General features: G+C 59.3%; 21 protein-coding genes. 11 read left to right on the top strand and 10 right to left on the bottom strand.

The window, feature by feature from the left end; translation table 11 throughout:
* Window positions 1-100: 100 nt before the first annotated feature.
* The gene (locus tag DWZ01_RS03335; protein WP_117848093.1) at window positions 101-607 is read left to right on the top strand and encodes an iron-containing alcohol dehydrogenase; all 507 of its coding nucleotides are present in this window, start codon (window positions 101-103) and stop codon (window positions 605-607) included.
* Between the two features lie 151 nt (window positions 608-758).
* On the top strand, window positions 759-2,012 hold the full coding sequence (locus DWZ01_RS03330) for a 4Fe-4S binding protein (RefSeq protein ID WP_117770021.1): 1,254 nt from the start codon (window positions 759-761) through the stop codon (window positions 2,010-2,012).
* Between the two features lie 131 nt (window positions 2,013-2,143).
* On the opposite strand, the gene DWZ01_RS03325 is transcribed toward DWZ01_RS03330, so the two are convergent.
* A complete protein-coding gene (locus DWZ01_RS03325) occupies window positions 2,144-2,899 on the bottom strand; it encodes a GntR family transcriptional regulator (protein ID WP_117848091.1) in 756 nt (251 codons plus the stop codon).
* Between the two features lie 65 nt (window positions 2,900-2,964).
* Complete coding sequence (locus DWZ01_RS03320) at window positions 2,965-3,990, bottom strand: zinc-dependent alcohol dehydrogenase family protein (RefSeq protein WP_117848089.1); 1,026 nt, start codon at window positions 3,988-3,990, stop codon at window positions 2,965-2,967.
* A gap of 356 nt (window positions 3,991-4,346) precedes the next feature.
* On the opposite strand from DWZ01_RS03320, the gene DWZ01_RS03315 reads away from it, so the two are divergent.
* From DWZ01_RS03315 to DWZ01_RS03300, 4 genes are all read left to right on the top strand, one after another.
* The gene (locus DWZ01_RS03315) at window positions 4,347-5,957 is read left to right on the top strand and encodes an alpha-glucoside-specific PTS transporter subunit IIBC (protein ID WP_117848087.1); all 1,611 of its coding nucleotides are present in this window, start codon (window positions 4,347-4,349) and stop codon (window positions 5,955-5,957) included.
* A gap of 155 nt (window positions 5,958-6,112) precedes the next feature.
* Complete coding sequence (locus tag DWZ01_RS03310; RefSeq protein WP_117848085.1) at window positions 6,113-7,456, top strand: 6-phospho-alpha-glucosidase; 1,344 nt, start codon at window positions 6,113-6,115, stop codon at window positions 7,454-7,456.
* 127 nt (window positions 7,457-7,583) lie between these two features.
* Window positions 7,584-8,660 carry a redox-regulated ATPase YchF gene (ychF, locus tag DWZ01_RS03305; protein WP_055309950.1) on the top strand — a complete coding sequence of 359 codons (1,077 nt, stop codon included), beginning with the start codon at window positions 7,584-7,586 and terminating at the stop codon, window positions 8,658-8,660.
* 41 nt (window positions 8,661-8,701) lie between these two features.
* Window positions 8,702-9,055 carry a DUF1648 domain-containing protein gene (locus tag DWZ01_RS03300; RefSeq protein WP_233506165.1) on the top strand — a complete coding sequence of 118 codons (354 nt, stop codon included), beginning with the start codon at window positions 8,702-8,704 and terminating at the stop codon, window positions 9,053-9,055.
* Window positions 9,056-9,064: 9 nt separating this feature from the next.
* Here the strand turns inward: DWZ01_RS03300 and DWZ01_RS03295 are convergent, their stop codons facing one another.
* Window positions 9,065-9,454: a hypothetical protein gene (locus DWZ01_RS03295; RefSeq protein WP_117848083.1), complete on the bottom strand. Its 390-nt coding sequence runs from the start codon at window positions 9,452-9,454 to the stop codon at window positions 9,065-9,067.
* A 76-nt stretch (window positions 9,455-9,530) separates the two neighbouring features.
* Between DWZ01_RS03295 and DWZ01_RS03290 the strand changes: the two genes are divergently transcribed.
* Window positions 9,531-9,749 carry a helix-turn-helix domain-containing protein gene (locus DWZ01_RS03290; RefSeq protein WP_117848081.1) on the top strand — a complete coding sequence of 73 codons (219 nt, stop codon included), beginning with the start codon at window positions 9,531-9,533 and terminating at the stop codon, window positions 9,747-9,749.
* 317 nt (window positions 9,750-10,066) lie between these two features.
* On the opposite strand, the gene DWZ01_RS03285 is transcribed toward DWZ01_RS03290, so the two are convergent.
* Window positions 10,067-11,080, bottom strand: coding sequence for an asparaginase (locus DWZ01_RS03285; protein ID WP_117848079.1), 1,014 nt, complete (start codon window positions 11,078-11,080; stop codon window positions 10,067-10,069).
* Window positions 11,081-11,348: 268 nt separating this feature from the next.
* On the opposite strand from DWZ01_RS03285, the gene guaA reads away from it, so the two are divergent.
* A complete protein-coding gene (guaA, locus tag DWZ01_RS03280) occupies window positions 11,349-12,947 on the top strand; it encodes a glutamine-hydrolyzing GMP synthase (protein ID WP_117848077.1) in 1,599 nt (532 codons plus the stop codon).
* A gap of 618 nt (window positions 12,948-13,565) precedes the next feature.
* Here the strand turns inward: guaA and DWZ01_RS03275 are convergent.
* Window positions 13,566-13,979 carry a helix-turn-helix domain-containing protein gene (locus tag DWZ01_RS03275; protein WP_022349661.1) on the bottom strand — a complete coding sequence of 138 codons (414 nt, stop codon included), beginning with the start codon at window positions 13,977-13,979 and terminating at the stop codon, window positions 13,566-13,568.
* 140 nt (window positions 13,980-14,119) lie between these two features.
* Here DWZ01_RS03275 and DWZ01_RS03270 point away from each other — a divergent pair, with 140 nt between their 5' ends.
* Genes DWZ01_RS03270 through DWZ01_RS03260 form a run of 3 tightly spaced genes read left to right on the top strand, consistent with a single transcriptional unit; the run spans window position 14,120 to window position 15,826 of the window.
* Entirely contained in the window at window positions 14,120-14,323 is a 204-nt protein-coding gene (locus DWZ01_RS03270) for a hypothetical protein (RefSeq protein ID WP_006681531.1), read from the top strand.
* Between the two features lies 1 nt (window position 14,324).
* A complete protein-coding gene (locus DWZ01_RS03265) occupies window positions 14,325-15,395 on the top strand; it encodes a site-specific integrase (protein ID WP_022349660.1) in 1,071 nt (356 codons plus the stop codon).
* A 5-nt stretch (window positions 15,396-15,400) separates the two neighbouring features.
* A complete protein-coding gene (locus DWZ01_RS03260; protein ID WP_022349659.1) occupies window positions 15,401-15,826 on the top strand; it encodes a hypothetical protein in 426 nt (141 codons plus the stop codon).
* 3 nt (window positions 15,827-15,829) lie between these two features.
* Here the strand turns inward: DWZ01_RS03260 and DWZ01_RS03255 are convergent, their stop codons facing one another.
* The 5 genes from DWZ01_RS03255 to DWZ01_RS03235 are packed head-to-tail and all read right to left on the bottom strand — an operon-like array spanning window position 15,830 to window position 22,428.
* Window positions 15,830-17,533 (bottom strand): DUF262 domain-containing protein, encoded by a 1,704-nt coding sequence (locus DWZ01_RS03255; RefSeq protein WP_022349658.1) that lies wholly within the window; start codon window positions 17,531-17,533, stop codon window positions 15,830-15,832.
* A gap of 51 nt (window positions 17,534-17,584) precedes the next feature.
* The gene (locus DWZ01_RS03250) at window positions 17,585-17,803 is read right to left on the bottom strand and encodes a hypothetical protein (RefSeq protein ID WP_022349657.1); all 219 of its coding nucleotides are present in this window, start codon (window positions 17,801-17,803) and stop codon (window positions 17,585-17,587) included.
* A 24-nt stretch (window positions 17,804-17,827) separates the two neighbouring features.
* Window positions 17,828-18,712, bottom strand: a complete 885-nt coding sequence (locus DWZ01_RS03245) for a DUF4238 domain-containing protein (protein WP_022349656.1) — start codon at window positions 18,710-18,712, stop codon at window positions 17,828-17,830.
* 1 nt (window position 18,713) lies between these two features.
* The gene (locus DWZ01_RS03240) at window positions 18,714-21,776 is read right to left on the bottom strand and encodes a type III restriction-modification system endonuclease (RefSeq protein WP_117848075.1); all 3,063 of its coding nucleotides are present in this window, start codon (window positions 21,774-21,776) and stop codon (window positions 18,714-18,716) included.
* 1 nt (window position 21,777) lies between these two features.
* Entirely contained in the window at window positions 21,778-22,428 is a 651-nt protein-coding gene (locus DWZ01_RS03235) for a hypothetical protein (RefSeq protein ID WP_199408098.1), read from the bottom strand.
* Between the last annotated feature and the right edge of the window lie 385 nt (window positions 22,429-22,813).

The raw sequence follows: 22,813 nt of genomic DNA, 5'->3' as shown, positions 1-22,813 counted from the left end.
AGGGGCAAAGCCAACAGATGGCTTTGCCCCTTTTTGCTATGGTGCAAAGGGGTCAGGTTACTTTGCACCAATCGTTGTTTGATGAAGGGCGGATTCTCGTATGGCGCTTCCTGTGGTTTACGGCGGTCCCGGCCGGTATGTTCAGGGGCCGGGCGAACTGTCGCGTCAAGGCAAGTATTTGTCATGGTTGGGCTGCGCTGCCTATGTCTTGTTTGACCAGGGCACCGAGGATCGGCTGTGCAGGCAGATTGTTGATGGATTTCTGGACGACGATCTAAGCGAGCCGTTCTTTAAGATTTATGACGGTCCGTGTACGGAAGAGGCCGTTTTCGAAATGGCTAAGGAAGCCCAGGCCGAGTATTGCGACATGGTAGTGGGTATTGGCGGCGGCAAGATGCTCGATATCGCCAAGGCCGTTGCGTTTTATGCCGAGTTGCCGTTGTGCGTATGCCCCACGGCGGCGTCGATGGACGGTCCGTGCAGCGTGATTTCCGATGGCGATCTGCAGGGTGTTGCAAATGCGGTCTTTAGAAACGAGCGCAATATGGCTAACGAACAGGCCAAGGTGACCAAACAAAAACTCGTGCAGCTCATGTGCGAGGCATAGTTTGGCGCTTGATTGACCTTGTGCAATCGAGACGGCGATAGGCCATGGGCTATTTGCTGCAAAGATGCTCCGCGTGTAATTTGCCCGAGGCGTGGGCCGATAGCGTATCATTATCTCTTGCTTGTTTGCACTGCTCAGGGAGGGGCCGCGCATGGCGCAGGAACACGATCTGTTTGATGACATTATCGAGATCAGCAAGGGTTTCGACTTTCTTAAAAACCCGCTTGGCGGTGTGACCGATGCACTCGATCCGTCGGCGCCGCAGTGGAATCCTGCCGACTACAAGGAGCGTCCGCGCGGTAACACCATTCCGTGCCTGACCTGCAAAAACGAAAAGAGCGGCTGCACCGCGTGCATGGACGTGTGCCCGGTCAACGCTATCGAGGTCGAGGAAGACGCCATCGAGATCCTCGACTCCTGTCGCAAGTGCGGCCTGTGCGCCGCTGCCTGTCCGACCGAGGCAATCATCTCGCCGCGCTTGGCGCCCAAAAACGTCTACGACGACATTGTCTCGGCGGCTACGAGCCACGAGACCGCCTACGTCACCTGCACGCGTGCCCTTAAGCGCATGCCGCGCGAGAACGAAGTCGTCGTTGCCTGCGTGGGCGATATTACGGCCGAGACCTGGTTCTCGGTACTGGCAGACTATCCCAACGTGAGTGTGTACCTGCCGTTGGACGTGTGCGATAAATGCCGCAACACCGGCGGTGAGGACATTCTGGGCGAGGCGATTGCGAAGGCCGAGGAGTGGTCCGGCACGGGTATGGGCTTGGAGGTCGACTCCAAGAGCCTCAAATGCCATAAGCGCCGCGAGTACGAGCGCAAGGAGTACATGGAAAAGATCGCCCGCACCACGGGCCTGACGGTGACCAAGCTCAATCCGGCGACGGCGGCGCTGGCCTCGGTGACGCAAAAGCTCAAGGCCCATCGCCATCAGATTACCCAGCTGGAGCGCACGCTCAACACCATGTGCGGCACCACGACGACCAAGCGTCGCCGTTCGCTCACGCACGGGCGGCAGCTGGTGCTCTCGACGCTGCAAAACCACCCCGAGCTTGCCCAGAACATGCAGGTGAGCACGCCGGAGTGCGATTTTGACAAGTGCACGTCGTGCGGCGAGTGCGTCAATGTATGCCCCACGTTCGCCTGCGATTTGGTGGGAAGCGGTCGCTTTGCACTGGAGTCCACGTATTGCCTAGGTTGCGGAGCTTGCGTCAAGGTGTGTCCCGAGCATGCGCTTAAGTTGGTTGAGCATGATGCATCCAACCTGGTGGTCGTCGATCCCGAGGCCGAGGAAAAGGCCGCCCAGAAGGCGAAGGCTCATGAAGAAGCTGAGAAGGTCAAGGCCGAAGCAAAGGCCAAGCTCGACAAGATGCTCGATCAGGTGGAGAAGCTCGCAGACTAGCTAAAAGAACGTAAATGATGGCCGGTGGGACAGGTACTGCCCCACCGGCCAAAAAAGTTGCGGTGGAATAGTTCCTGTTTTGCCCTTAAGCTGGCCATTCTAGGAACTATTCCACCGCAACTAATAAATGGTTAGTTCATGCTGCTTTGGTGGCCGGTTCGACCGGTACCGTTGCGCGTCACGGTTTCATGGAGCAAAAAGAACCCGGGGACCTGTTTTGTCTCGGTGTATTCCATAAGGATGCCGTCGGCGTTGTAGGTCTGCCCGCGTATAACGGCGAGTGCGTTAAAGTCGTCGAGATCGAGCACGCGCGCATCTTCGGGCGTGGGGTGCTCAATCGTTACATCGCGTTTGCCCGTGGCAATCTTAATGCCAAGGTCTTCTTCGAGGTAACGATAAATCGAATCGTTGACAATCTCGGGTGTCAGTCCCGGTACTTGTGAACTTAGGTAATAGGAGTCGTCGGAGCACACGGCTTGTCCGTCTGCATAACGGATGCGTTTGGCGCGTGTGAGCTCACAGCCTTCGGGAAACCCGGTAATCTTGGAGAGCGCCTTGCTGCAGATGAGGAGCTCAAAGACGGTGGTGACAGTCTTGAGCTCAAAGCCTCGGTTGACCGCGATTTCCTTAAAGGTCTCGAGTCCGCCGCCGCCACGACTCGTCTCGTCACTGATGTTGCGAATGACGCGCATGCCTTTGCCTTGCTGGGGGAGCACGTAACCATCTGCCGCAAGCATCGAGATGGCGCGACGGACCGTCATGCGCGAACAGTCAAACAGCTGCGTGAGCTCAGTCTCCGAAGGCAGATAACTCTGATAGGCGTATGTGCCGTCGTCAATCGACTGCTTCACGTTGTCATAAATAGTTTGGAAGATGGCTCGCGCCATGACGGTCTCCTAGAGCTGGGTGCGTGAACGACGGATGGGGGCCGCCCGCGCAGGTGTCAATCGATTTACTTGCCGGGGTCGATTATATATTTGCCCATGGCACGCAGGGCCGGGTCTGACAGGATGGCGCCGAGTTCGTCGAGGGAGGCTACCTTTGCGACCATCGAGGATACGTCGAGCCTGCCAGAGTCGATGAGCTCGAGCGCACGACGCTGCGTATAAGGGTTAATGTAGGACGAGGTAAGCACAAGCTCCTTCTGGAAGACCTCGAAGGGCTTGACGGTGATTGTCTCATCGGGCTTGGTGAGGCCGAACATCATGACCGTAGCCTTGTGGCCGGCGATCTGGATGGCCTGCTCGATGGTGACGGGCTTGCCAACACACTCGATAACGACATCGACGTTGCCGACGCCCTCCTGCTTCAGGCGGGCCGGGACGTCCTCGTGGATGGAATCAATTGCCAGGTCGGCGCCGAGTTTGAGCGCAACCTCGCGCTTGCCTTCGACGGGCTCGAGCAAGACAACCTTGGTGGCGCCGGCGTTTTTGGCGAGCTGCATCATGAGCAGACCGATCATGCCACCGCCGATAACGACAACTGTGCTGCCGGGCTTGATGTTGCACATATCGATGCCGTGCAGGCAGCAGGCGACGGGCTCGGTCATGGCGCCCTGCTCGAAGCTGGTGTGATCGCCCAACTTGTAGACTTGCTGCATATCGACGGAGCAGTACTCGGCAAAGCCGCCGTTAACGGTGGTGCCGTAACCGGTCATATGCTCGCAGTAGTGGTTGATTCCGTCGCGGCAGGGTTCGCAGCAGCCGCAGGGATGGTTTGGGTCGATACACACGCGATCGCCCGGTTTAAAGCCAGCGACGTCGCTGCCCACGGCCTCGACAACGCCCGCAAACTCATGACCAAGGATCGTGGGCGGGGTAACGTCGGCTGCACCCTTGTCGCCTTCATAGATATGAACGTCGGTACCGCAGACGCCGCAAGCTTTGACGTTGATCAGAACGTCGCGCCTGCCCACGGCCGGCTTTGCCGATTCCTCGACTCTGAGGTCGTGCTTTCCATAGAAGACCGCGCTTTTCATGGTGACTCCTTAACGTGGCGGTGAATGTTGTAATGAAGTATAGGTATGCAAACATCCTTATACAAGCCTATCTAGACAAGTTGATAAATATTTTGTTTTAGAAGTTTTAGACAAACAGGCAATAACAGGCAAAACCTTTGAAATAAACCGTTCACCGTCAATTATCGACCGCTGACCGAACATGGAAACCGTATTAACTTGTCTAGATAAGTGATGTGATAAAAATAGAAGCGCAAGAAGCCGGGGACGCGGGCCCACCCGTCCTATTGCACGAGGTACACGCAAACGGCGCGTCTGCGGTCTCGAGTGAAGCCAAAACCGCAGCGCTCCGAATGAAGAGAGGGGGATTCCCCGTCATGATGCAAAAGATACAACGTTTCGGCGGTGCAATGTACACGCCTGCAATTCTTTTCGCATTTTCCGGAATCGTCGTCGGCCTGGGTACGTTGTTTACCACCGAGGCGATCTTTGGCGAGATGGCCACTGCGGGCCATCTTTGGTTTGATTGCTGGAATGTGCTGCTCCAGGGTGGTTGGACGCTCTTTAACCAGATGCCGTTGCTGTTTTGCGTAGCGTTGCCAATCTCGCTCGCGAACAAGCAGAACGCTCGCTGCTGCATGGAGGCTTTGGCCATCTACCTTACCTTCAACTACTTTGTAAGCACAATCTTGGGGCAGTGGGGCCCTGTCTTTGGCGTCGACTACTCTGTCGAGGCGGGCAGCGGTACTGGTCTTGCCACTATCGCAAGCATCAAAACGCTTGATATGGGCATCATGGGCGCGCTCATTATCTCTGGTATCGCCACGATGCTGCATAACAAGTTCTTCGACACCGAACTTCCTGAGTGGCTGGGCGTGTTCTCGGGTTCCGTGTTCATCTATATGATCGGTTTCTTCGTTATGGTCCCGGTCGCTCTTATCGCCTGCCTGGTGTGGCCGCATGTTCAGGCTGCTATCTCTGCCTTCCAGGGATTCATCCTTTCCGCCGGTACGTTTGGCGTGGGTGTCTTTGCTTTCTTCGAGCGCGTGCTGATCCCTACAGGCCTGCACCACTTTATCTATACGCCGTTCTATTACGACAACGCGGCGGTCAACGGCGGCATCTTTGCCGCTTGGGCCAACATCCTGCCCCAACTGGCTGCCGATCCGAGCATTGCTCTTAAGGATGCCGCACCCTGGGCTGCCTATACCTGCCCTGGATGGACTAAAGTCTTCGGCTCGCTTGGCGTCGCCATTGCGTTTTATATGACCGCCAAACCCGAGCGCAAGCAGCGCGTCAAGGCTCTGCTCATTCCCGTCACCCTTACCGCTATGCTTTGCGGTATCACCGAGCCGCTTGACTTCACCTTCCTGTTCATCGCGCCCGGCCTGTTCGTCGTCCACTGCGTGCTCGGAGCGCTTGGCTGCATGGCTCAAAACCTCCTTGGCGTCGTGGGTATCTTCGACGGCGGCATCATCTCGATGCTCTCGTGGGACTGGCTGCCCCTTTGGGCCGCACACGGTCTGCAGTACGCCATCTCCATCCTTGTCGGTCTGTGCTTTACCGCTCTTTGGGTTGTGGTCTTCCGTTTCCTGATCGTCAAGTTCGACTTTAAGACCCCCGGTCGCGAGGATGACGATGTTGAGGTCGAGCTCAAGTCCAAGGCCGACTACAAGCAAAAGCAGGGCGGTGCTGCTGCTGGCAAATCGGCCGCCCAGAGTAAAGATGATGAGCGCTTGGTGCTTGCCGAGAACATCCTCGATCTGCTCGGTGGCACGGATAACATCATCGATGTAACGAACTGCGCTACCCGTCTGCGCGTTAACGTCAAGGACAAGAGCGTCGTTGCACCCGAGGCTTCCTTCAAGGCGATCGGTACGCATGGCTTGGTGGTCCAAGGTCAGTCAATCCAGGTCATCGTCGGTCTTAGCGTCCCGCAGGTTCGCGAGAAGTTCGAGAGTCTTCTGAAGTTCGAGAGTCTTCTGTAAACCATCGTCCATCGAAACAATCGGCCTTGCAGAGCCGGTATGCACCGCAAGGCCGATTCTAGAGATAAAAAACTCCACTTCTAGGTAACAATTCCAAACCGTGCAGGCCGCGTACGGGGATGGATTGAGCAAGCGGCCAGAATGAGGAGGACATCATGTCCAAGAAAAACTATGCCGTGACCATTGCCGGCGGTGGCTCTACCTTCACCCCGGGCATCGCTCTGATGCTGCTTGAGGAGCGCGACCGCTTCCCGGTCAACAAGGTGACCTTCTACGACAACAACGCCGAGCGCCAGGAGACCGTGGCCAAGGCCTGCGAGATCTACTTCCACGAGAACGCCCCCGAGGTTGAGTTTAGCTACACCACCGACCCCGAGACCGCTTTTACCGGTACTGACTTCGTTCTCGCTCACATCCGCGTTGGCCTGTACGCTATGCGTGAGCTCGACGAGAAGATTCCTCTCAAGTACGGCTGCGTTGGCCAAGAGACCTGCGGTGCCGGCGGTATCGCCTACGGCATGCGCTCCATCGGCGGCGTCATCGAGATCCTCGACTACATGGAGAAGTACAGCCCCAACGCCTGGATGCTCAACTACTCCAACCCCGCGGCCATCGTCGCCGAGGCTTGCCGCGTGCTGCGCCCCAACAGCCGCATCATCAACATCTGCGACATGCCGATCGACCTCATGGATAAGATGAGCCGTATGTGCGGCATCAAGGATCGTCGCGAGCTGCAGTATAGCTACTACGGCCTCAACCACTTTGGTTGGTGGAGCAAGATCTACGACAAGGACGGCAACGACCTCATGCCGCAGATTAAGGAGCACATGGCTAAGAACGGCTACCTGGACGGCATCGAGCACGAGGCCGGCAAGGAGCAGCATGTCGAGGAGAGCTGGATTCACACCTTCGGCAAGGCCAAGGATGTCTATGCTGTCGATCCCGAGACGATTCCCAATACCTACCTCAAGTATTACCTGTACCCGGACTATGTCGTCGAGACGTCTGACCCCAACTACACTCGCGCCAATGAGGTTATGGACGGCCGTGAGAAGAAGGTCTTTGGCGCTTGCCGCGACATCATCGCCAAGGGTACTGCCAAGGACGGCGGCTTTGAGCCAGATGTACATGCCAACTACATCGTCGACCTTGCCTGCGCACTGGCCGAGAACACGCTCGAGCGCTTTCTGCTGATCGTCCCCAACGATGGCGCTGTGCCCAACTTCGACCCGACGGCCATGGTCGAGGTGCCTTGCATCGTCGGCTCCAACGGCTTTGAGAAGATCTGCCAGGGCCCGATTCCGCAGTTCCAGAAGGGCCTGATGGAGCAGCAGGTTTCCGTCGAGAAGCTCGTTGTCCAGGCTTGGGTCGAGGGCAGCTACCAGAAGCTCTGGCAGGCACTCACGCTCTCCAAGACCATTCCTTCGGCGAGCGTTGCTAAGCAGATCCTGGACGAGCTCATCGAGGCCAACAAGGATTTCTGGCCCGAGCTTAAGTAAGGACTGCAGTCTCGAACTCTCACTCATCTCTGCTTCATTTGCGCCGCCGTGGCGTCCGGGTTCGCCCAGATGCTGCGGCGGCGCTATACTTATGCAGTTTGAAGTACCTGTACCAAAAGGAGCTGTCGTGTCCCTTTCCATCGGTATCGTGGGCCTGCCCAACGTGGGCAAGTCGACGCTGTTCACCGCGCTTACCAAAAAGACCGGCCTTGCCGCCAACTACCCGTTTGCCACGATCGACCCCAACGTGGGTATCGTCGATGTGCCCGATAGCCGCCTGCAAAAGCTCGCCGACATCGTCAACCCCGGCCGCATTGTGCCGGCTACGGTCGAGTTTGTCGACATCGCAGGTCTGGTGAAGGGCGCTAACGAGGGCGAGGGTCTGGGCAACCAGTTCTTGGCAAACATCCGCGAGACCGATGCCATCTGCGAGGTCGTGCGCTACTTTAAGGACCCCAACGTTATGCGCGAGGTGGGCCGCACGGGCGAGTTCGTCGATCCCGCCGGCGATGCCGACACCATCATGACCGAGCTCATCCTGGCCGACATGGGCACGCTCGAGAAGCAGCTGCCCAAGCTCGAGAAGGAGGCCAAGCGCGACAAGGAGCTTATGCCCAAGTTTGAGGTCGCCAAGCGCCTGCTTGCCTGGCTCAACGAGGGCAAGCGCGCCGCGTCCATGGAGATGACCGACGAGGAGCGCGCCGCTGCCAAGGGCTTGTTCCTGCTCACCATGAAGCCCATCCTATATGTGGCCAACGTAGACGAGGACATGCTCAACGAGGACCTGGCGCCCATTGATGGCGTCAAGCCGCTGCCGATCTGCGCCAAGATCGAGGCCGAGCTTTCCGAGCTCGATCCCGAGGATGCCGCCGACTACCTGGAGAGCCTGGGCCTGGAGCAGCCCGGTCTGGACGTGCTCGCTCAGGCTGCCTACAAGCTGCTCGGCCTGCAGTCGTTCTTTACGGCTGGCGAGATGGAGGTCAAGGCCTGGACGGTGCGTCAGGGCGCGACCGCCCCGCAGGCCGCCGGTGTCATCCACACCGACTTTGAGCGCGGCTTTATTAAGGCCGAGGTCATTGGCTACGACGACTACATCGAGCTCGGTGGCGAGCAGGGCGCCAAGGCCGCCGGCAAGCTGCGTATTGAGGGCAAGGACTATGTCATGGCCGATGGCGACGTCGTGCACTTCCGCTTTAACGTGTAAGGACGACGCATATGTTTAAATATGGCAAAAAAGCTGGCTACATGGGTATTGCGCTGCTCGTACTTGCGGTGATTCCGCTGGTGGTCGCAGCGTGTGTTATCCCCAACATTGGTCCCGAGGTGGCAACGAAGTTTAATGCCGCCGGCGAGGCGACGCGCTGGGGCAAGAGTTACGAGCTGCTGGCGTTGCCGGTGCTCAATCTGCTGCTGAGCGTGGCGACGTACTTTACGGCGGGACGCCAGGCTAAAAACAATGATGACTCCGCCGCCATGGCGCGCATCGTGTGCGAGCGCTACCTGCGAAACGGCTGCATCACGGGTGTGTTTCTCAACGTAATCAACGTCTACTTTATGTATTCGGCGATTACCGGTATGGGCTTTGGCCTGGGCTTTTAGCTTGCGCCTTTAGGCAACGAGCCTGCAAGCATATTCGATGGCTGCTGCGAGGCCGCCGCTCGATCGTGGTTGAAAGACCATGTCGGCGGCGGCCTCGTTTTCGTATCCGGCGCCGCGAAGGGCGAGTGCGATACCGGCTTCCAAGAGAAGTGGCAGGCCACGCTGGCTGGTTGCAATTACTGCGGCCTGGTCAAGGGTGCAGCCGAACGCCTGACATTGAGCGGCGAGGTCGCCTTGCGCTGGGTCGGGGAGTAGTGCGGTCGCAACACGGCTCGATAGCAGTGTAAAGGCCGTGCGCTCATCTGGGGAAAGGTTTTCGGCCTCAACGATGACAAACTTGGGCTGCACACCGTCTGCGCAACGTGATTTCTGACGCATGCAAATCGAGCAAGCCGACATAGAAAACTCCTGTGTATTCGGCAAAACGTAAACTATAGTTTACGTTTATGTTCGGCTCCATTTCAAACTCGTCTGCATGGACGAACGTGCGAAACAGATTCTTGGCAGGCGGGTCGAAGAGACGCGCAAGGCCCTTGGTATCTCCAAGGTCGATTTTTGCGTGGCAGCAGGAATCAGCCGCCCCTATCTCGACCGAATCGAAGATGGGACGGCAAATTTCACGCTCAAGGTTCTATTTAAGATTGCGCCCGCGCTTGGCATGACGGTGTCAGAGCTTCTCGAGGGTATCGAGTAGCCTTTTTTGCTAGATTTGCCGCTTGTTGAACGGGTCCCCCCGACGGCGGCGTGCAAAAACGCGAGTATTCAGCATCCCTCAATAATTTAACGGCAGCCGGGGCCACAAATACGACGCGTAATGTTTTGGATTATCCACAAAATTCAATAATATGAGGAATAACAAGCGCGCGGAACGAGTCTTTCGAGTCGAAAGGCAATTTACAGCCAGCGGTTTTAACGTTCCCGGAAGGGGCGGATGCTGAAAACTCCGCTTTTTGCACGTTCCGAGGGGTATCACGTGCCCTACAAGGCCCAAAGAGGCGGATTTTGTTTTAGCTACGCCATCGGGATACGGTCGTGGTTGACTTGGCTGTAAAACAGGCGCTGAATCTCTGCTGCATCACGTGACTGGCCGAGCGCCCACATGGTTTTGGCCACGAGCGTCTCGGTGGTCATGTCGTCGCCGCGCAGAATGCCCGGATGATCCGCGTAAGCACGGCCGACCTCATAAACGCCCAAATCGAGGCCCTCTTCGGGGACCTGCGTGGTCATAACGACAGTACGGCCCGAATCGACCCAGCGGAAAATCGCCTCCTGGAATGACTCGCCCGACTCACCAAACTCGGGAATACCGCCAATGCCAAAGGTCTCAAGGATTACGGCGTCGTAGCTATCGGCCAGGGCGTCCAGGATACCCGGGTTCACGCCGGGCGTGAGCTTAAGGACAAACACGCGCGGGTCGATGCTGTCGTAGAAACGCACCGGGTTTTCGCCCTGATGCGTGCCGTGAAGCCCGTTGCGCACAATGCGGTCGTTGCGGATGTAGGCAATGGGCGGATAGTTGACACTAATGAACGCGTTAAAGCTCATGGTGCGCTGCTTGCGGGCGCGCGTGCCGGCAATGGCGACGCCGCCAAACACGATCGAGACGTCGTGTGAATGCTCGTCGAGCGCATAGAGCAGGCTCTGGTACAGGTTGAGCTTGGCATCGGTAAAGGGGTTACCCATGGGCTTTTGCGAGCCGGTGAGTACGATGGGCTTGGGACTGTCCTGAATCAGATAGGAAAGCGCTGCCGCGGTGTAGCTCATGGTGTCGGTGCCGTGCAGGACCACAAAGCCGTCGTGATCGGCATAGCCTTCGACGATGACATCGCGGATGCGCATCCAGTCGCTCGGGCGCATATTGGTGCTGTCGATGTTCATGGGCTGCACGACGTCGAGCTCGCAGAGGCCCGAGATCTCGGGGACGCTCTGGGCGAGTTCCTCACCGGTCAGGGCGGGGGAGAGGCCGTTACCGTCCTCGGTCGATGCGATGGTGCCGCCCGTGGCGATGAGAAGGATGCGCTTCATGCTGGTATTCCTATCGTATTTGCCGCCACAGAGGCGGAGTCGTTCGGCAGTATTGTGGCACAGGGCGTCCAATGTTCAAACGTATTACATCATCTGTAACGTTTGGTAACACTTCAATTGCCGTCAAATAGGGGCCCTGGTCGTGCGTTTGCCGTGCACTGATGGCTGCGAGGGACGAGAAACCCCATATAACGTGTACACTATGAAAGCAATTTTCGTTTATTCGCGCGGGTGGGCACCGGCTCCCCGCCAACAAGAGGGGGAAACCATGGATCAAAAGGCTTCCGCAAAGGTCCTCGTACTCGACTTTGGTGCGCAGTACGGTCAGCTCATTGCCCGTCGCGTCCGCGACCTCAACGTGTATTCCGAGATCGTTCCCTGCGACATCTCGGCCGACGAGATTCGCGAGATGAACGCCTCTGCGCTCATCCTTTCCGGCGGCCCGGCTTCTGTGTATGCCGAGGACGCTCCGTCCATCGACCCCGCCATCTTTGACCTGGGCCTTCCCGTCCTGGGCTTCTGCTACGGTCATCAGATCACGGCCGTGACGCTCGGCGGCAAGGTCGGCCACTCCGAGGTGGGCGAGTATGGCCGCGCCACCATCACGCGCACGGCAGGCGCCAAGCTCTTTAACTCCACGCCCATGGAGCAGACCGTGTGGATGAGCCACCGCGATGCCGTCTCCGAGGTGCCCGAGGGCTTTACCGTTACCGCCAGCACCGACGTGTGCCCGGTTGCCGCCATGGAGTGCGTCGAGCGCAAGATCTTCACCACGCAGTTCCACCCCGAGGTCAAGCATTCCGAGTACGGTCAGCAGCTGCTGAGCAACTTCCTGTTTGAGATCTGTGGCCTGGAGCCCAACTGGAGCATGGACAACCTGGTCGAGACCATGACGGCAGACTTCCGCGAGAAGGTCGGCGACGACCGCGTGATTCTGGCCCTGTCCGGCGGCGTCGACTCCTCCGTCGTGGCTGCGCTGGGCGCTCGCGCCGTGGGCAAGCAGATGACCTGCGTGTTCATCAACCACGGTCTGCTGCGCAAGGGCGAGCCCGAGCAGGTGGAGGAGGTCTTCACCAAGCAGTTTGACGTCGACTTTATCCACGTCCACGCCGAGGACCGTTATGCCGAGCTTCTGGCCGGTGTGACCGAGCCCGAGGAGAAGCGCCGCATCATCGGCACGCAGTTCTGGAAAGAGTTCTTCGCCGTGGCGCAGCAGCTCGAGACCGATGGCAAGCCGGTCAAGTACCTGGCTCAGGGCACCATCTACCCCGACATCATCGAGTCCGGCGCTCGCAAGACGGGCGGCAAGACGGCCACCATCAAGAGCCATCACAACCTGATCCCGTTCCCCGAGGGCGTACACTTCGACCTCATTGAGCCGCTCGACCACTTCTTTAAGGACGAGGTCCGCGCGCTTGGTCTGGCATTGGGCCTGCCGGGCCACATCGTGTTCCGCCAGCCCTTCCCGGGCCCGGGTCTGGCCATCCGCATCATCGGCGCGGTCGACAAGGAGAAGCTCGAGATCCTCAAGAACGCCGACGCTATCGTGCGCGAGGAGCTCGACGCCTACAACCAGCGTCTGTTTGAGCAGACCGGCGAGCGCAACTCCGAGCACAGCTGCTGGCAGTATTTCGCGGTCCTGCCCGACATTAAGTCCGTCGGCGTTATGGGCGACGAGCGCACCTACCAACGCCCGATCATCCTGCGCGCCGTCGAGTCCAGCGATGCCATGACCGCCGACTGGGCCAAGCTGCCCTACGACGTGCTGGCCCGCATCTCCGGCCGCATCGTGGCCGAGGTTCCCGGCGCCAACCGCGTGTGCTACGACATCACGTCCAAGCCGCCCGCGACCATCGAGTGGGAGTAGGCTGATAGGGTTCTGACCTGCATTTTTGAGTGCCGCACTGTGCCGCTGAGTTTCGTTTCGTACGAGAGTCATGGCAAAGCCGCCAGCGATGTTGGTGAGTAAATACGATAACCGAGCCTCCGTTCCCGCGTTGGGACGGAGGCTTTTTCTTTGTCGTTTTACTCCCTTTCACCTGCGATTTCGCAATTTACTCCCCCGTGTTTCAAGACGGCAAGGCACGGTGCGGCATTCGGAGGAACGGGAGTAAGGATTCATCCCAAGTGAGTAGACGCGCGATTTTTGTCTCCGAGAGCCAAACGGGGCCGTTTCGGGGCCTGTGAAACTCAAATCGAACTCAATAGGCTTTTCGGCGGTCTTCTCACAGCGTTTTCCCAGGTGGTTAATGGGGAGTAAAGAATCTCGCCGCCTCAATGAAAACGGGAGTAACCAGGGGAAATGCCGCGGCGTACTGCCGCGTGCCGCCGTGTAAGCCACCGCGTCATTTACTCCCCAGGTGCGCCGGAAATGCCTTGGCATGCAATGGGGAGTAAAAACTCAGCTTACGCAGGCCCGAGCGGCGCTCGCCGCCTGGTCCACCGTCCTGATTCGGTTGCGTTGATCGCGAAATGCGGAGAGCCGCTACAGCGAGGCTTTCCAGTCCTCGTATTCGTCGGCGTCGATCTTGCCGTTTTCGAGCTGCGCGCGCTTCTCTGCCCACAGTTCGATCGCCATCGCGGCTTTGGGCGCGTGCGGCGCCTTGGGGTTCAGGGAGAGGCCCGTGCCGTCGGCTGCGGGCACGATGCCGAAGGAGTCCTCGAGCCGCACGAGCAGCGACATGAGGTCGCCCGCAGTCTCGACGCCGTAATCCTTGAGGGCGTTGACGGACACGCCGAGCGCCGCGGAGATGGACTCGAGCAGCTCGGGCTTCACGGCGCGGATGCCGCTCTCGTAGTGGCGCACGGCCCCCTCGGTCAGGCCGACCGCCTCGGCGAGCTGCGCCTGCGTCATGCCGCGCGACTTGCGGTACCGCCTTATGTTCTCGCCTACGGACATGAGCCCTCCTCCTGGAATTACGTACCAGCACATCTTATCAGCGTACGCAAATGTACGCAATTCTATTGACAGTACAGATATGTACGTTTACTCTGAATCTGTGAACCGTACGTATCCGTACGCCATTGATTGGAGGAGCCATGGACGAGAAGGTGGCGAAGACGCCGAGGCCGCACATGCTGGACGCCGACGAGGTCGCGGAGCTGCTGAGGATCAAGAAAGGCAGCGCCTACGAGGTGATCAGGAAGATAAACGCCGAGCAGGAGGCGCGCGGGCGCGTGGTCATCCGCGGGCGCGTTCGAAGCGACGTCTTCGACGCCCTGTACTTCCCGGAGGTGGACTGACATGCCCGTGTACAAGGACGACGGCAACGGCACGTTCTACGTGCAGTGCTACTACCGCGACGCCCGCGGCTCGAAGCGCCACAAGACGAAGCGCGGCTTCTCCTCCGAGGTGGAGGCCGCAGTGTGGGAGAGCCAGTTCAAGAGCCTTAACGGCGGGGCCATGGACATGACGTTCTCCGAGTTCGTCGAGGTGTACGCCTCCGAGGTGAAGCCGCGCATACGCGAGCACACGTGGATCACCAAGGAGTACATCATCAACGACAAGCTCGTGCCGTTCTTCGGGGACATGCGCATGTGCGACGTGAGGCCGATCGACGTCATCAGGTGGCAAAACGAGCTCACCGAGCACCGGGACGCCGACGGGAAGCCCTGGGCACCGACGTACCTGCGCACAGTGAACAACCAGCTCAACGCCATCTTCAACCACGCCGAGCGCTACTACGGCCTCAGCGACAACCCGGTGCGCAGGGTCGACAAGATAGGCTCGAAGAAGGGCGGCGAGATGCAGTTCTGGACCAAGGACGAGTACCTGAGGTTCAGCGAGGCCGTCATGGACAAGCCTCTCTCATTCCACGCCTTCGAGCTGCTTTACTGGACGGGCATACGCTGCGGCGAGCTCCTGGCGCTCACGCCGTCCGACTTCATGCTGGAGAGCTCGCGGCTGCGCATCAACAAGTCGTACCAGAGCCTCAACGGCGTTGACACCGTGACCGACCCCAAGACGCCCAAGTCCGTGCGCACGATCGTCATGCCCGCCTTCCTGCGCGACGAGATGGCGGACTTCATCGAGATGCGCGACGACGTCGCCCCCGACGAGCGCCTGTTCGCCGTGACCAAGCACTTCCTGGCCCACGAGATGGAGCGCGGGTGCAAGGCGTCGGGCGTGAAGCGCATCCGCATACACGACATACGCCACAGCCATGTGAGCCTGCTGATAGAGATGGGCTTCTCCGCGCTGGCCATCGCCGAGCGCATGGGCCACGAGGCGGTGGACATCACCTACCGCTACGCGCACCTGTTCCCCACGAAGCAGGACGAGATGGCCGCCGCGCTCGACGGGGCGAGGGGGTAAGAAGGATGCCGTGCGAGAACAGCGCCCGCAAGCGCAGCAAGACGATGGCGTTCCGCTGCACGCCCGAGGAGCGCAAGCTCATATGCGAGATGGCAGCCTGGAGCGGCATGAACAGGCAGGACTACATCATCGCCAAGCTCACCGATACCCAGGTCGAGGTGAGGCCCTCCGTGAGCGTGCAGAAGGCACTGAGGGACTCGATGGCGGAATTGGCCAAGGAGGTGCGGCTGGCGGCCTCCTACGGCGAGCTGAGCGAGTCCCTGCAACAGAGAATTGAGCACGTGATGAGGTTCTTCCTAGCGCTCGGCGAGCCTCTTGACGCGCCGACGGAAGAGACATCGCCACGAACTACGTTTTTGGAAGAGCCGGTTCCATCCGTCATCGATGCGGGTTCCGACACCGCAAGCATCTTCGAGATGGGACGCAGGTAGGGCCTAGCGCCAGACCTCCAACGCCTTGTCCGCAAGCCATTCGGCGCGATCGGCGATATCGCCCTCGTTCCAAGACTCCTTCTCTAGGGCGCCGGCCATGGTCGCAAGGCCGGCGGCGCAGAGGGCAAGGCCGTCCTTGTATCCCTTTCCCTGCTTCTTGGTGGGCCAATCGGCATCGCGGATGGAGGCGTTGAGCGAATGCGTGATGATGGCGAGGTTGCCGAGCGTGAGGAGCTTCCGGTCCCTTCGCGTGGCAGCCTCATCGTCGAGGGCTCCCCATTTGTTGCGCCACTTCTTGGGCATCATGTGCTCGAGGGTGTACTGGTTGAACCCGAGCAGGGCCGTGCTGCTCATGCCCGGACGAATGGCGCTTTCCAGCAGATAGAGGACGCCCTTGGACTGGAGGTTGTACAGACACGATTCCTCGAATGCCGCTCGAACCTCGGCGTCGCCGGGCATGTACGTCGTCGCCTCGTCATTGGCTTCGAGAGCCTTCCTCAGCGCCTCCGCGTCCTTCACCTCGTTCAAGATCAGCGAGGTGAACAGCCTGTTGTAGTTCTTCGTGGTCGCCTGAACCAGCATTCGGCGGACGATGTAGCTCTCAAGCAGGGCGTAGATCTTAGATTCCTCGCTCGAAGACTCCGCGTTCTTTCGAACGTAGAGCACGTACGGGATGAGCGTCGAGTTCTTGAGGCCGAATATCAGCACGTTCAGGCGCTCGACGCCGGAAGCGGAGGGGATGTCCGCGTCGCAGTAGCCAGGGTCGAACGTGGACTCGAACGCCTCGGCATACGCCTTCATGTTGTCGAGAATCTCGACCTTGTCGCCGTTGCAGTACCTGCCGATGAAATCCTTGTAGGACTGGAAGAGGTTCGAAGTACGCGAATAGAAGAGCTTGTCCTCGGTCGTGACGCCACGCCTCTTGTCCTGGACCAGAATCTGGAGGAACGCGTCGAAGAAGAGGTCGACGAGCGTGCGCTTGATGCGCCCGGTAACGATCTCCTGCTCCCAATACTCCCTCTTCTCAGCCGTGGGCTCGAAGACGTCTTCCCAGCACTCCTTGAACGCCTGCTCGTTCTCGCGGTTGAAGAAGTAGTTCTTAAGGAGCTCCGCCGTCGTCAGGCGCACCCCGAGCGAGTTGATGGTGTCGAATATCTGCTGCTCGTCCTCGCCCTCGGTAAGATCGATGCAGACGAACTGGACGTTCGACTTGATCGTGTTCCTGTCGACCTTCTCCGGGTCGATATTCTTGAGGAAGTAGTTGTAGGCAAGGACGATGGCCGAGGAGCCCTCGAGGGGTTCGCAGCCCGTGGCGCTGACGACCTTTTCGAAATCCTGCCGGTCGTACTTGCCGTGCCGCAAGGCGACATCGCCGGTCTCCAGGACGAAATCTCGCTCAAACAAATTGTTGGTGCCGTTTTTTGCACAGAGTGCCTTGAAGAAGATGACCATGGTCGTGAGTCGCTGCTGGCCGTCGATGACGGTGCGAACCTCGGAGACCTCGGACCAGGTGTTGCCGGAGGAGGCCTGCTTCAGGATGATGGAGCCCAGGAAATAGGGCCGCTTCGAGGCCGTGACGAACTCCATGTCGCCGAGGAAACGCTCCCATTGCTCTTCTCCCCAGACGTACGCCCTTTGGTAAAAAGGTATTTCGAGCAGGCGCGATCCGTTGAACACGCCGCTTATCGTTGCTTTTCCTGCATCCATCCTTAAAGCCCTATCTATCCTTTGCGGTTATTGCTGGCGGGGTCAATTTTATCAATACGCTGCTTGACCCTTTAATGTTCCCGGTCCTTGCCGTCTTCTCCCCAGAAGGTGCTCGAAGATGATGCGCAGGTCCTCGTCATCAAGGCAGCCGCCCTCGAGGCAGCCACGGTCGATGGTATCGATCATCGTCTGCCCCTTCTTCTTCGAGCGGTCGTAGATCACTGTGTCGAGGGATAGCTCCCTGCCGTCGCGCGTGAACATCTCGTGCATGAATTCGGCACTGTTCGCTTGACTTCAATCGCGTACCGCGTGCTCGAGCGGGCCGCTTCCCCTCGATATGGCGACATCCCAATGCTCGCAGTTAAGCAGAAGAAGTCGGTTCATGAACTCGACGCCCGAAAAACCGAGTCTCGCAAACGGCGGAAATAGAGGGTCATCTGAAAAGACCGCAGCATACTCACTGCTCAACGGCATATACGCGAGATGAAAATCGTACGAGTCGTCCTCGGGCCCGATGATGAACATAGGCATCGACGTCGTAACGAACCCTGAGCCGACGGGTGCCCTAAGGATGGAGAAGCTCTTCTCAAAAAAAGCCTTTCGAATACGGTTAACTGGCACAATATCATCGTTGGAGAAGAGCATGGTTGCGGCGGCGGCAAGCTCGACCACCGCTTGGGAATCCCCGCGCCAATCCGACCAATCGAGCAAGCCGAGCTCATAGGGTGTCAGATGAACGTTTCTGAGCAGCTCTTCGGCAGTCTCGCGTGACCATTTCTTGTCGACGCGCATACTGATAGGGTGCCGGACGATGATATTTGCTGCCAGCTCGCAAACGGCGGCTTTCCCATCAGAATACCCTTCGTCTTCGCACTGGTCTTCTTTCTGGCGTTCCAAAAAGCGATCGTAAAGCGGCGCGATGCGGCTCTCGAGCTCAGATAGCTTAACCTCGATGAGGTTCTGCGCATAGAATCTGTCTGTCGCATCGCCTGTCGCATCGGCATGCTCGACCTCATAAAGATCGCGCATGCTGCAAAGGTTCTCGCAATTCGTGCGGAAGAAGGAGCCCTTCTGTCTGCTGTAGGCATGAAGCTGCCCGGAGGAATCCGCGAAATGGCGCAGGTAGAACCGCGGCACCCAGTGCTGCTTTCGCGTCATCTTTCCGGGCAGCTTCGACATCCTAAGCCTTCACCGCCTCGTATTGGTAGGTCGTGCGCACGTTGTAATGGAAGTCGTTTCCGAGGTCCAGCGCCTCGAAGTGCTTCTTGGCGCAGCCGATCTTGATCTTCTCCGCGTCGCGCAGGGCGGGCTCGCCGTTCTTGCCGCCCTTGGTCTCGGTCACGAAGTACACGCGGCGCTCGCCGTCGGCCTCCTCGACGTACGCCCAGTCGGGGTTGTAACTGCCGAGCGGCGTGTCGATCTTGAACGCCGAGGGCAATTTCGCGAACACGAGAACCTCCTCCTGCTTGTCTAGAGCCTCGGCAAAGGAGCGCTCGACCCCCGCCGAGTCGTAGACCACGTAGTTGTACAGGCTCTTGCTCGTCATGTCCGGCTTCCACGCGTTCTGCCCAAGGTAGGCCGTGTAGTCGTCAAGCTCGAGGTCGCGCATGGTGTACCACTCGTCCTCGGGAAGGCGCACGTACTTGATGCCCTGGGCGATGAGGTCGTTCTTCACGCGGTTGATCTTGTCGCCGACCTGCGCGAGGAAGGTCGCGGGGTCGATCTCGAACTCGTCGAGGCGGCTGCAGCCCTCGAGGATCGCCTTGATGGTGCCGCGGGTGAGCCCGACGGCGTCCTGAAGCTCCGCGATCGGGTCGGGAAGATCGTATTTCACTTTGCCGGCAACGGAAACCACGGAGGTGCCCGTGCCCTCGGCGCTAACGCCCACGTCGTCGATGCCCAACGAGGCGCGTTCGCTCGTCACCTGGGGCGGGCGCACGGCGAGCATGCCATCGACCGCCTCGGTGGCATGCTCGATGAGTTTTTCGGAATCGACCTCCACCTGGAAGCGCGTGCGCTGGCGGATGCGGTCCCACAGGGCCTGGAACGCAGGGTCGAGCGTGACGTCCTTCTGCAGCTCGACCGAGACCTCCTTGGCCTTGTCACGGATCTGGACCCTCTGGGACTTGTGGATGATGATCGCCTCGACCTGCTCCTTGGCAGGCTCGAGCTCGGCGGGGAGCTCGACCTTGCCCTCCTCGGCGGCCGCCTTCAGCTCGGGCGTCACCGCGCCCTTGTCGTCGACCATGCCGGTCGCGACGAGGTGGTCGTAGACCTGCTTGGACTTCTCGTAGCCCAGGCGCTCCTCGACGCCATCATCGCCCTTGACCGTGACCTTCGTGAAGCTCTCCGGAGTGATGACGCCGAACTTGAAGTCCTCAGCCTCAAGCTCCTTCTGCAGGCCGTTGGCGAAGTCGTCGTAGCTCTCGTTCGCGATGACGGTGAGCACGTTCGCCTCTGGGTCGTACAGGCGCTCGCCATCCTGGTTCACGCACAGGCGCAGACCGCGGCCGATCTTCTGGCGCTTGGTCAGGTTGTCCTTTGTCTCGACGAGCGTGCAGATCTGGAACACGTTGGGGTTGTCCCAGCCCTCCTTGAGCGCGGAGTGGCTGAAGACGAAAGAGACGTCCTTGTCCGCGTCCTTGCCGTCCGGGAAGGAGATGAGCGTCTCCTTCTTCTGCATGATGAGCTCGAAGGCCCCGGCGTCGTCGGCGGTGCCGGCGGCTCCCTTGGAGTCCTTGAACTTGCCCTTCTTGTCCTTGGCGAAGTATCCCTGGTGCACGGCGTGGGGGTCGCGCACCAGCGGGGCGCCGACGGCTTCGTAGCACTCGAGCCACGTGCCCTTGCCGATCCCCGCCGCCTTTGCGATGCGACGAGGCGCCTTCGAGTTCAGGGCACCTGCGTACTCCTCCTCAAACATCAGGGCGTACAGGCCGCCGTGGACTTCGGGCTCGTAGACGCGGTATCGGTCGACGCGGTCGATGAAGAAGAGCGAGAGCACCTTCACGCCGCGCGGCCACAGCTCGAACTGGCGGGCCAGGTGGTCCTCGATGGTGCGGCGGATCTGCGCGCGCTTGACGACCTCCTCGTTGACGTCGCCCAGCGCCTCGCCGAGCTCGAGCACCTCGCCGTTCTGGAACTCTATGAACTCGTCGCCCACTGCGGCGCCGATGTTGTTGACCACCCAGCCGCTCTCGTAGTCGCTGTTCTCGCCGCTCTTCTGGTAGAGGTCGTTGCCGGTCTTCACCGTGACGGCCTTGCGCTTCTGCGTGCCGTCGGCCTGGCGCACGTCGATGGACACCTTGGCGGAGAACGGGTCGGACTTGACGGACTCGAGCCTCACGTACGCGCCGTTGAGGTTCGCCTCGGCCTTGATCGAGTCCACGCAGATGCCCTTCACCAGGTGGCGCTCGAAGGCGTCGACCGGCGTGAGGCGGTAGATCATGTTGTAGGCCTGCTTGTGCGTGGCCGAGTAGCGCAGCACGAACAGCGGGTTCAGGCTCTTGATGGCGGCCTTGGCCTGCTTGGTGTTGTCGACGCTCTGGGGCTCGTCGATGATGACGACGGGCTTGCAGGCGCTCACGAGCTCGCGAGGGCTGAAGCCGCCGGTGAGCTTCTCGCTGGGACGGTGGAAGAGGTTGCCCTCCTTCGCGGTGCCATCCTTCTCGAGGCCCTTGTTGAACGCGTCGATGTTGATGACCATGACCTGGATGGAGCTCGACGTGGCGAAGTTACCCACCGGCCCCATGTCCTTCGAGTCGTACACGAAGTAGTCGAGCGGCGTGCGGTCGTAGAGCGTCTCGAAGTGCCTGCGGGTGGTCTGGAGGCTCTTGAGGACGCCCTCGCGGATGGCCACGCTCGGCACGACGATAACGAACTTGGTGATGCCGTAGCGGCGGTTTAGCTCGTAGATGGAGCGGATGTAGACGTAGGTCTTGCCGGTGCCGGTCTCCATCTCGACGGTGAAGTCTCGCAGGCGCCCATCGGTGAGGACGTCGGTTGCCGGGAGGCAGCCCTCCTCCTGCACGGCGTGCAGGTTGTCGAGGAGCTGGCCCGGCGCCACGCGAAGCTCGTTGCCGTGGCCGACCATGAGCTCGCCGATTGCCGTCTGGCCTTTGCGGCCGGAATCGGCGGAGAATACGCTGCCAATAAATTGTTGTCCGCGGAACAGGTCGCAGGTTGCTTCGATGGCCTCCAGCTGGTGCTGCTGGTCGGATGAGAACTTGAACTCGAGCGCCGCCATGCTAGACCGTCCTCAATTCGATCTCACAGCCCATGCGCTCGCCGGCGTGCTTGAAGATCTGCACGGCGTTGAGCTTGAGGGTGTCGTCGAGGACGGAATCGAGGATGAGAACGCGCCTGGGCTCCATGTCGGCGATGGCCTCGAGCGCCTCAATGGTGAGGCCTCGGGACATGCAGCAGACGAGCTCGTCGCAAGCGACGGACCAGATGGGATAGCCCGCGGCTTCAGACTTCTCGACGGGCAGCGTGAGCTCGAGGCCCCATTTGAGCATCATCTCGAAGACGATATCCATATCGGAGCGATCGGGCTTGACCACGTCGAAGAGGAGCTGACCGGGCTCGGGCTTCTCAATGCCGGACTCATCGAGCTCGAACACACGGAAGCCGATGTCGGGAAGCTGCTTGGGTCCCTCGCCAAGCTTGAGTTGACGGTTGGATTCCTCGAGCTCGGTTTTGATTTTGTCGCCTGCGCGGCGAATGCGTCCTTCGCCTATGTCGCAGAGAGTCTCATACCCGTCCTTGTAGGCGTCGCGTTTCGGGTCACAAGGCTCTGGAAGCTGGACAAGGATAAACTGATAGCGATCATCTTTTCCGAGCTCCTGCAGGAACATGGCATGGGCGGTCGATGCTGAGCCTGAGAAAAAATCAAGCACAATATCACCCGTGCTTAAATGCTCATGTACGGTAAAGAAGCAAGCAACCGAAAACAATAGATAGACCGCCAGCACTACACTATTCCGAACCAAAGACCAAAAGATAAGCATTTTGAGAAAATCTAAACTTTTGGATTTTCCTACAATGCCGACTACGGCGGAATCCCTCCCACTCCTTATATATTTCTTTCTGTATACATTGAATTTGTATTTAGTAAAATGCAGACAACACCACGGATCGGCTTTTGGCTGGACAATTCCAACCAAACACCGCAGCAGACAGTAGAAACCATTCTGAACGTTAGGAAGCCGGTATGATTGTTACATATAAGGGGTTGATTTTCAATCTCAACGCAACAGCCTGAACGGGCCCCGCGTTTCCGCA

This window comes from Collinsella sp. AF28-5AC (assembly GCF_003457875.1).
Lineage (GTDB): Bacteria > Actinomycetota > Coriobacteriia > Coriobacteriales > Coriobacteriaceae > Collinsella.
The sequence above is the reverse complement of the archived record's forward strand: the minus strand, read 5'-3'. Positions and strand labels throughout refer to the sequence as shown.

Bases quoted from the DNA above. Each gene is read 5' to 3' on its own strand.
- DWZ01_RS03320 (WP_117848089.1), bottom strand. From the start codon at position 3,990: ATGAAAAGCGCGGTCTTCTATGGAAAGCACGACCTCAGAGTCGAGGAA.
- DWZ01_RS03290 (WP_117848081.1), top strand. From the start codon at position 9,531: ATGGACGAACGTGCGAAACAGATTCTTGGCAGGCGGGTCGAAGAGACG.
- DWZ01_RS03295 (WP_117848083.1), bottom strand. From the start codon at position 9,454: ATGTCGGCTTGCTCGATTTGCATGCGTCAGAAATCACGTTGCGCAGAC.
- guaA (WP_117848077.1), top strand. From the start codon at position 11,349: ATGGATCAAAAGGCTTCCGCAAAGGTCCTCGTACTCGACTTTGGTGCG.
- DWZ01_RS03255 (WP_022349658.1), bottom strand. From the start codon at position 17,533: ATGGATGCAGGAAAAGCAACGATAAGCGGCGTGTTCAACGGATCGCGC.
- DWZ01_RS03245 (WP_022349656.1), bottom strand. From the start codon at position 18,712: ATGTCGAAGCTGCCCGGAAAGATGACGCGAAAGCAGCACTGGGTGCCG.
- DWZ01_RS03315 (WP_117848087.1), top strand. From the start codon at position 4,347: ATGATGCAAAAGATACAACGTTTCGGCGGTGCAATGTACACGCCTGCA.
- DWZ01_RS03310 (WP_117848085.1), top strand. From the start codon at position 6,113: ATGTCCAAGAAAAACTATGCCGTGACCATTGCCGGCGGTGGCTCTACC.
- DWZ01_RS03265 (WP_022349660.1), top strand. From the start codon at position 14,325: ATGCCCGTGTACAAGGACGACGGCAACGGCACGTTCTACGTGCAGTGC.
- DWZ01_RS03335 (WP_117848093.1), top strand. From the start codon at position 101: ATGGCGCTTCCTGTGGTTTACGGCGGTCCCGGCCGGTATGTTCAGGGG.
- DWZ01_RS03325 (WP_117848091.1), bottom strand. From the start codon at position 2,899: ATGGCGCGAGCCATCTTCCAAACTATTTATGACAACGTGAAGCAGTCG.
- DWZ01_RS03240 (WP_117848075.1), bottom strand. From the start codon at position 21,776: ATGGCGGCGCTCGAGTTCAAGTTCTCATCCGACCAGCAGCACCAGCTG.
- DWZ01_RS03300 (WP_233506165.1), top strand. From the start codon at position 8,702: ATGGGTATTGCGCTGCTCGTACTTGCGGTGATTCCGCTGGTGGTCGCA.
- DWZ01_RS03285 (WP_117848079.1), bottom strand. From the start codon at position 11,080: ATGAAGCGCATCCTTCTCATCGCCACGGGCGGCACCATCGCATCGACC.
- DWZ01_RS03330 (WP_117770021.1), top strand. From the start codon at position 759: ATGGCGCAGGAACACGATCTGTTTGATGACATTATCGAGATCAGCAAG.
- DWZ01_RS03260 (WP_022349659.1), top strand. From the start codon at position 15,401: ATGCCGTGCGAGAACAGCGCCCGCAAGCGCAGCAAGACGATGGCGTTC.
- DWZ01_RS03270 (WP_006681531.1), top strand. From the start codon at position 14,120: ATGGACGAGAAGGTGGCGAAGACGCCGAGGCCGCACATGCTGGACGCC.
- DWZ01_RS03250 (WP_022349657.1), bottom strand. From the start codon at position 17,803: ATGCACGAGATGTTCACGCGCGACGGCAGGGAGCTATCCCTCGACACA.
- DWZ01_RS03275 (WP_022349661.1), bottom strand. From the start codon at position 13,979: ATGTCCGTAGGCGAGAACATAAGGCGGTACCGCAAGTCGCGCGGCATG.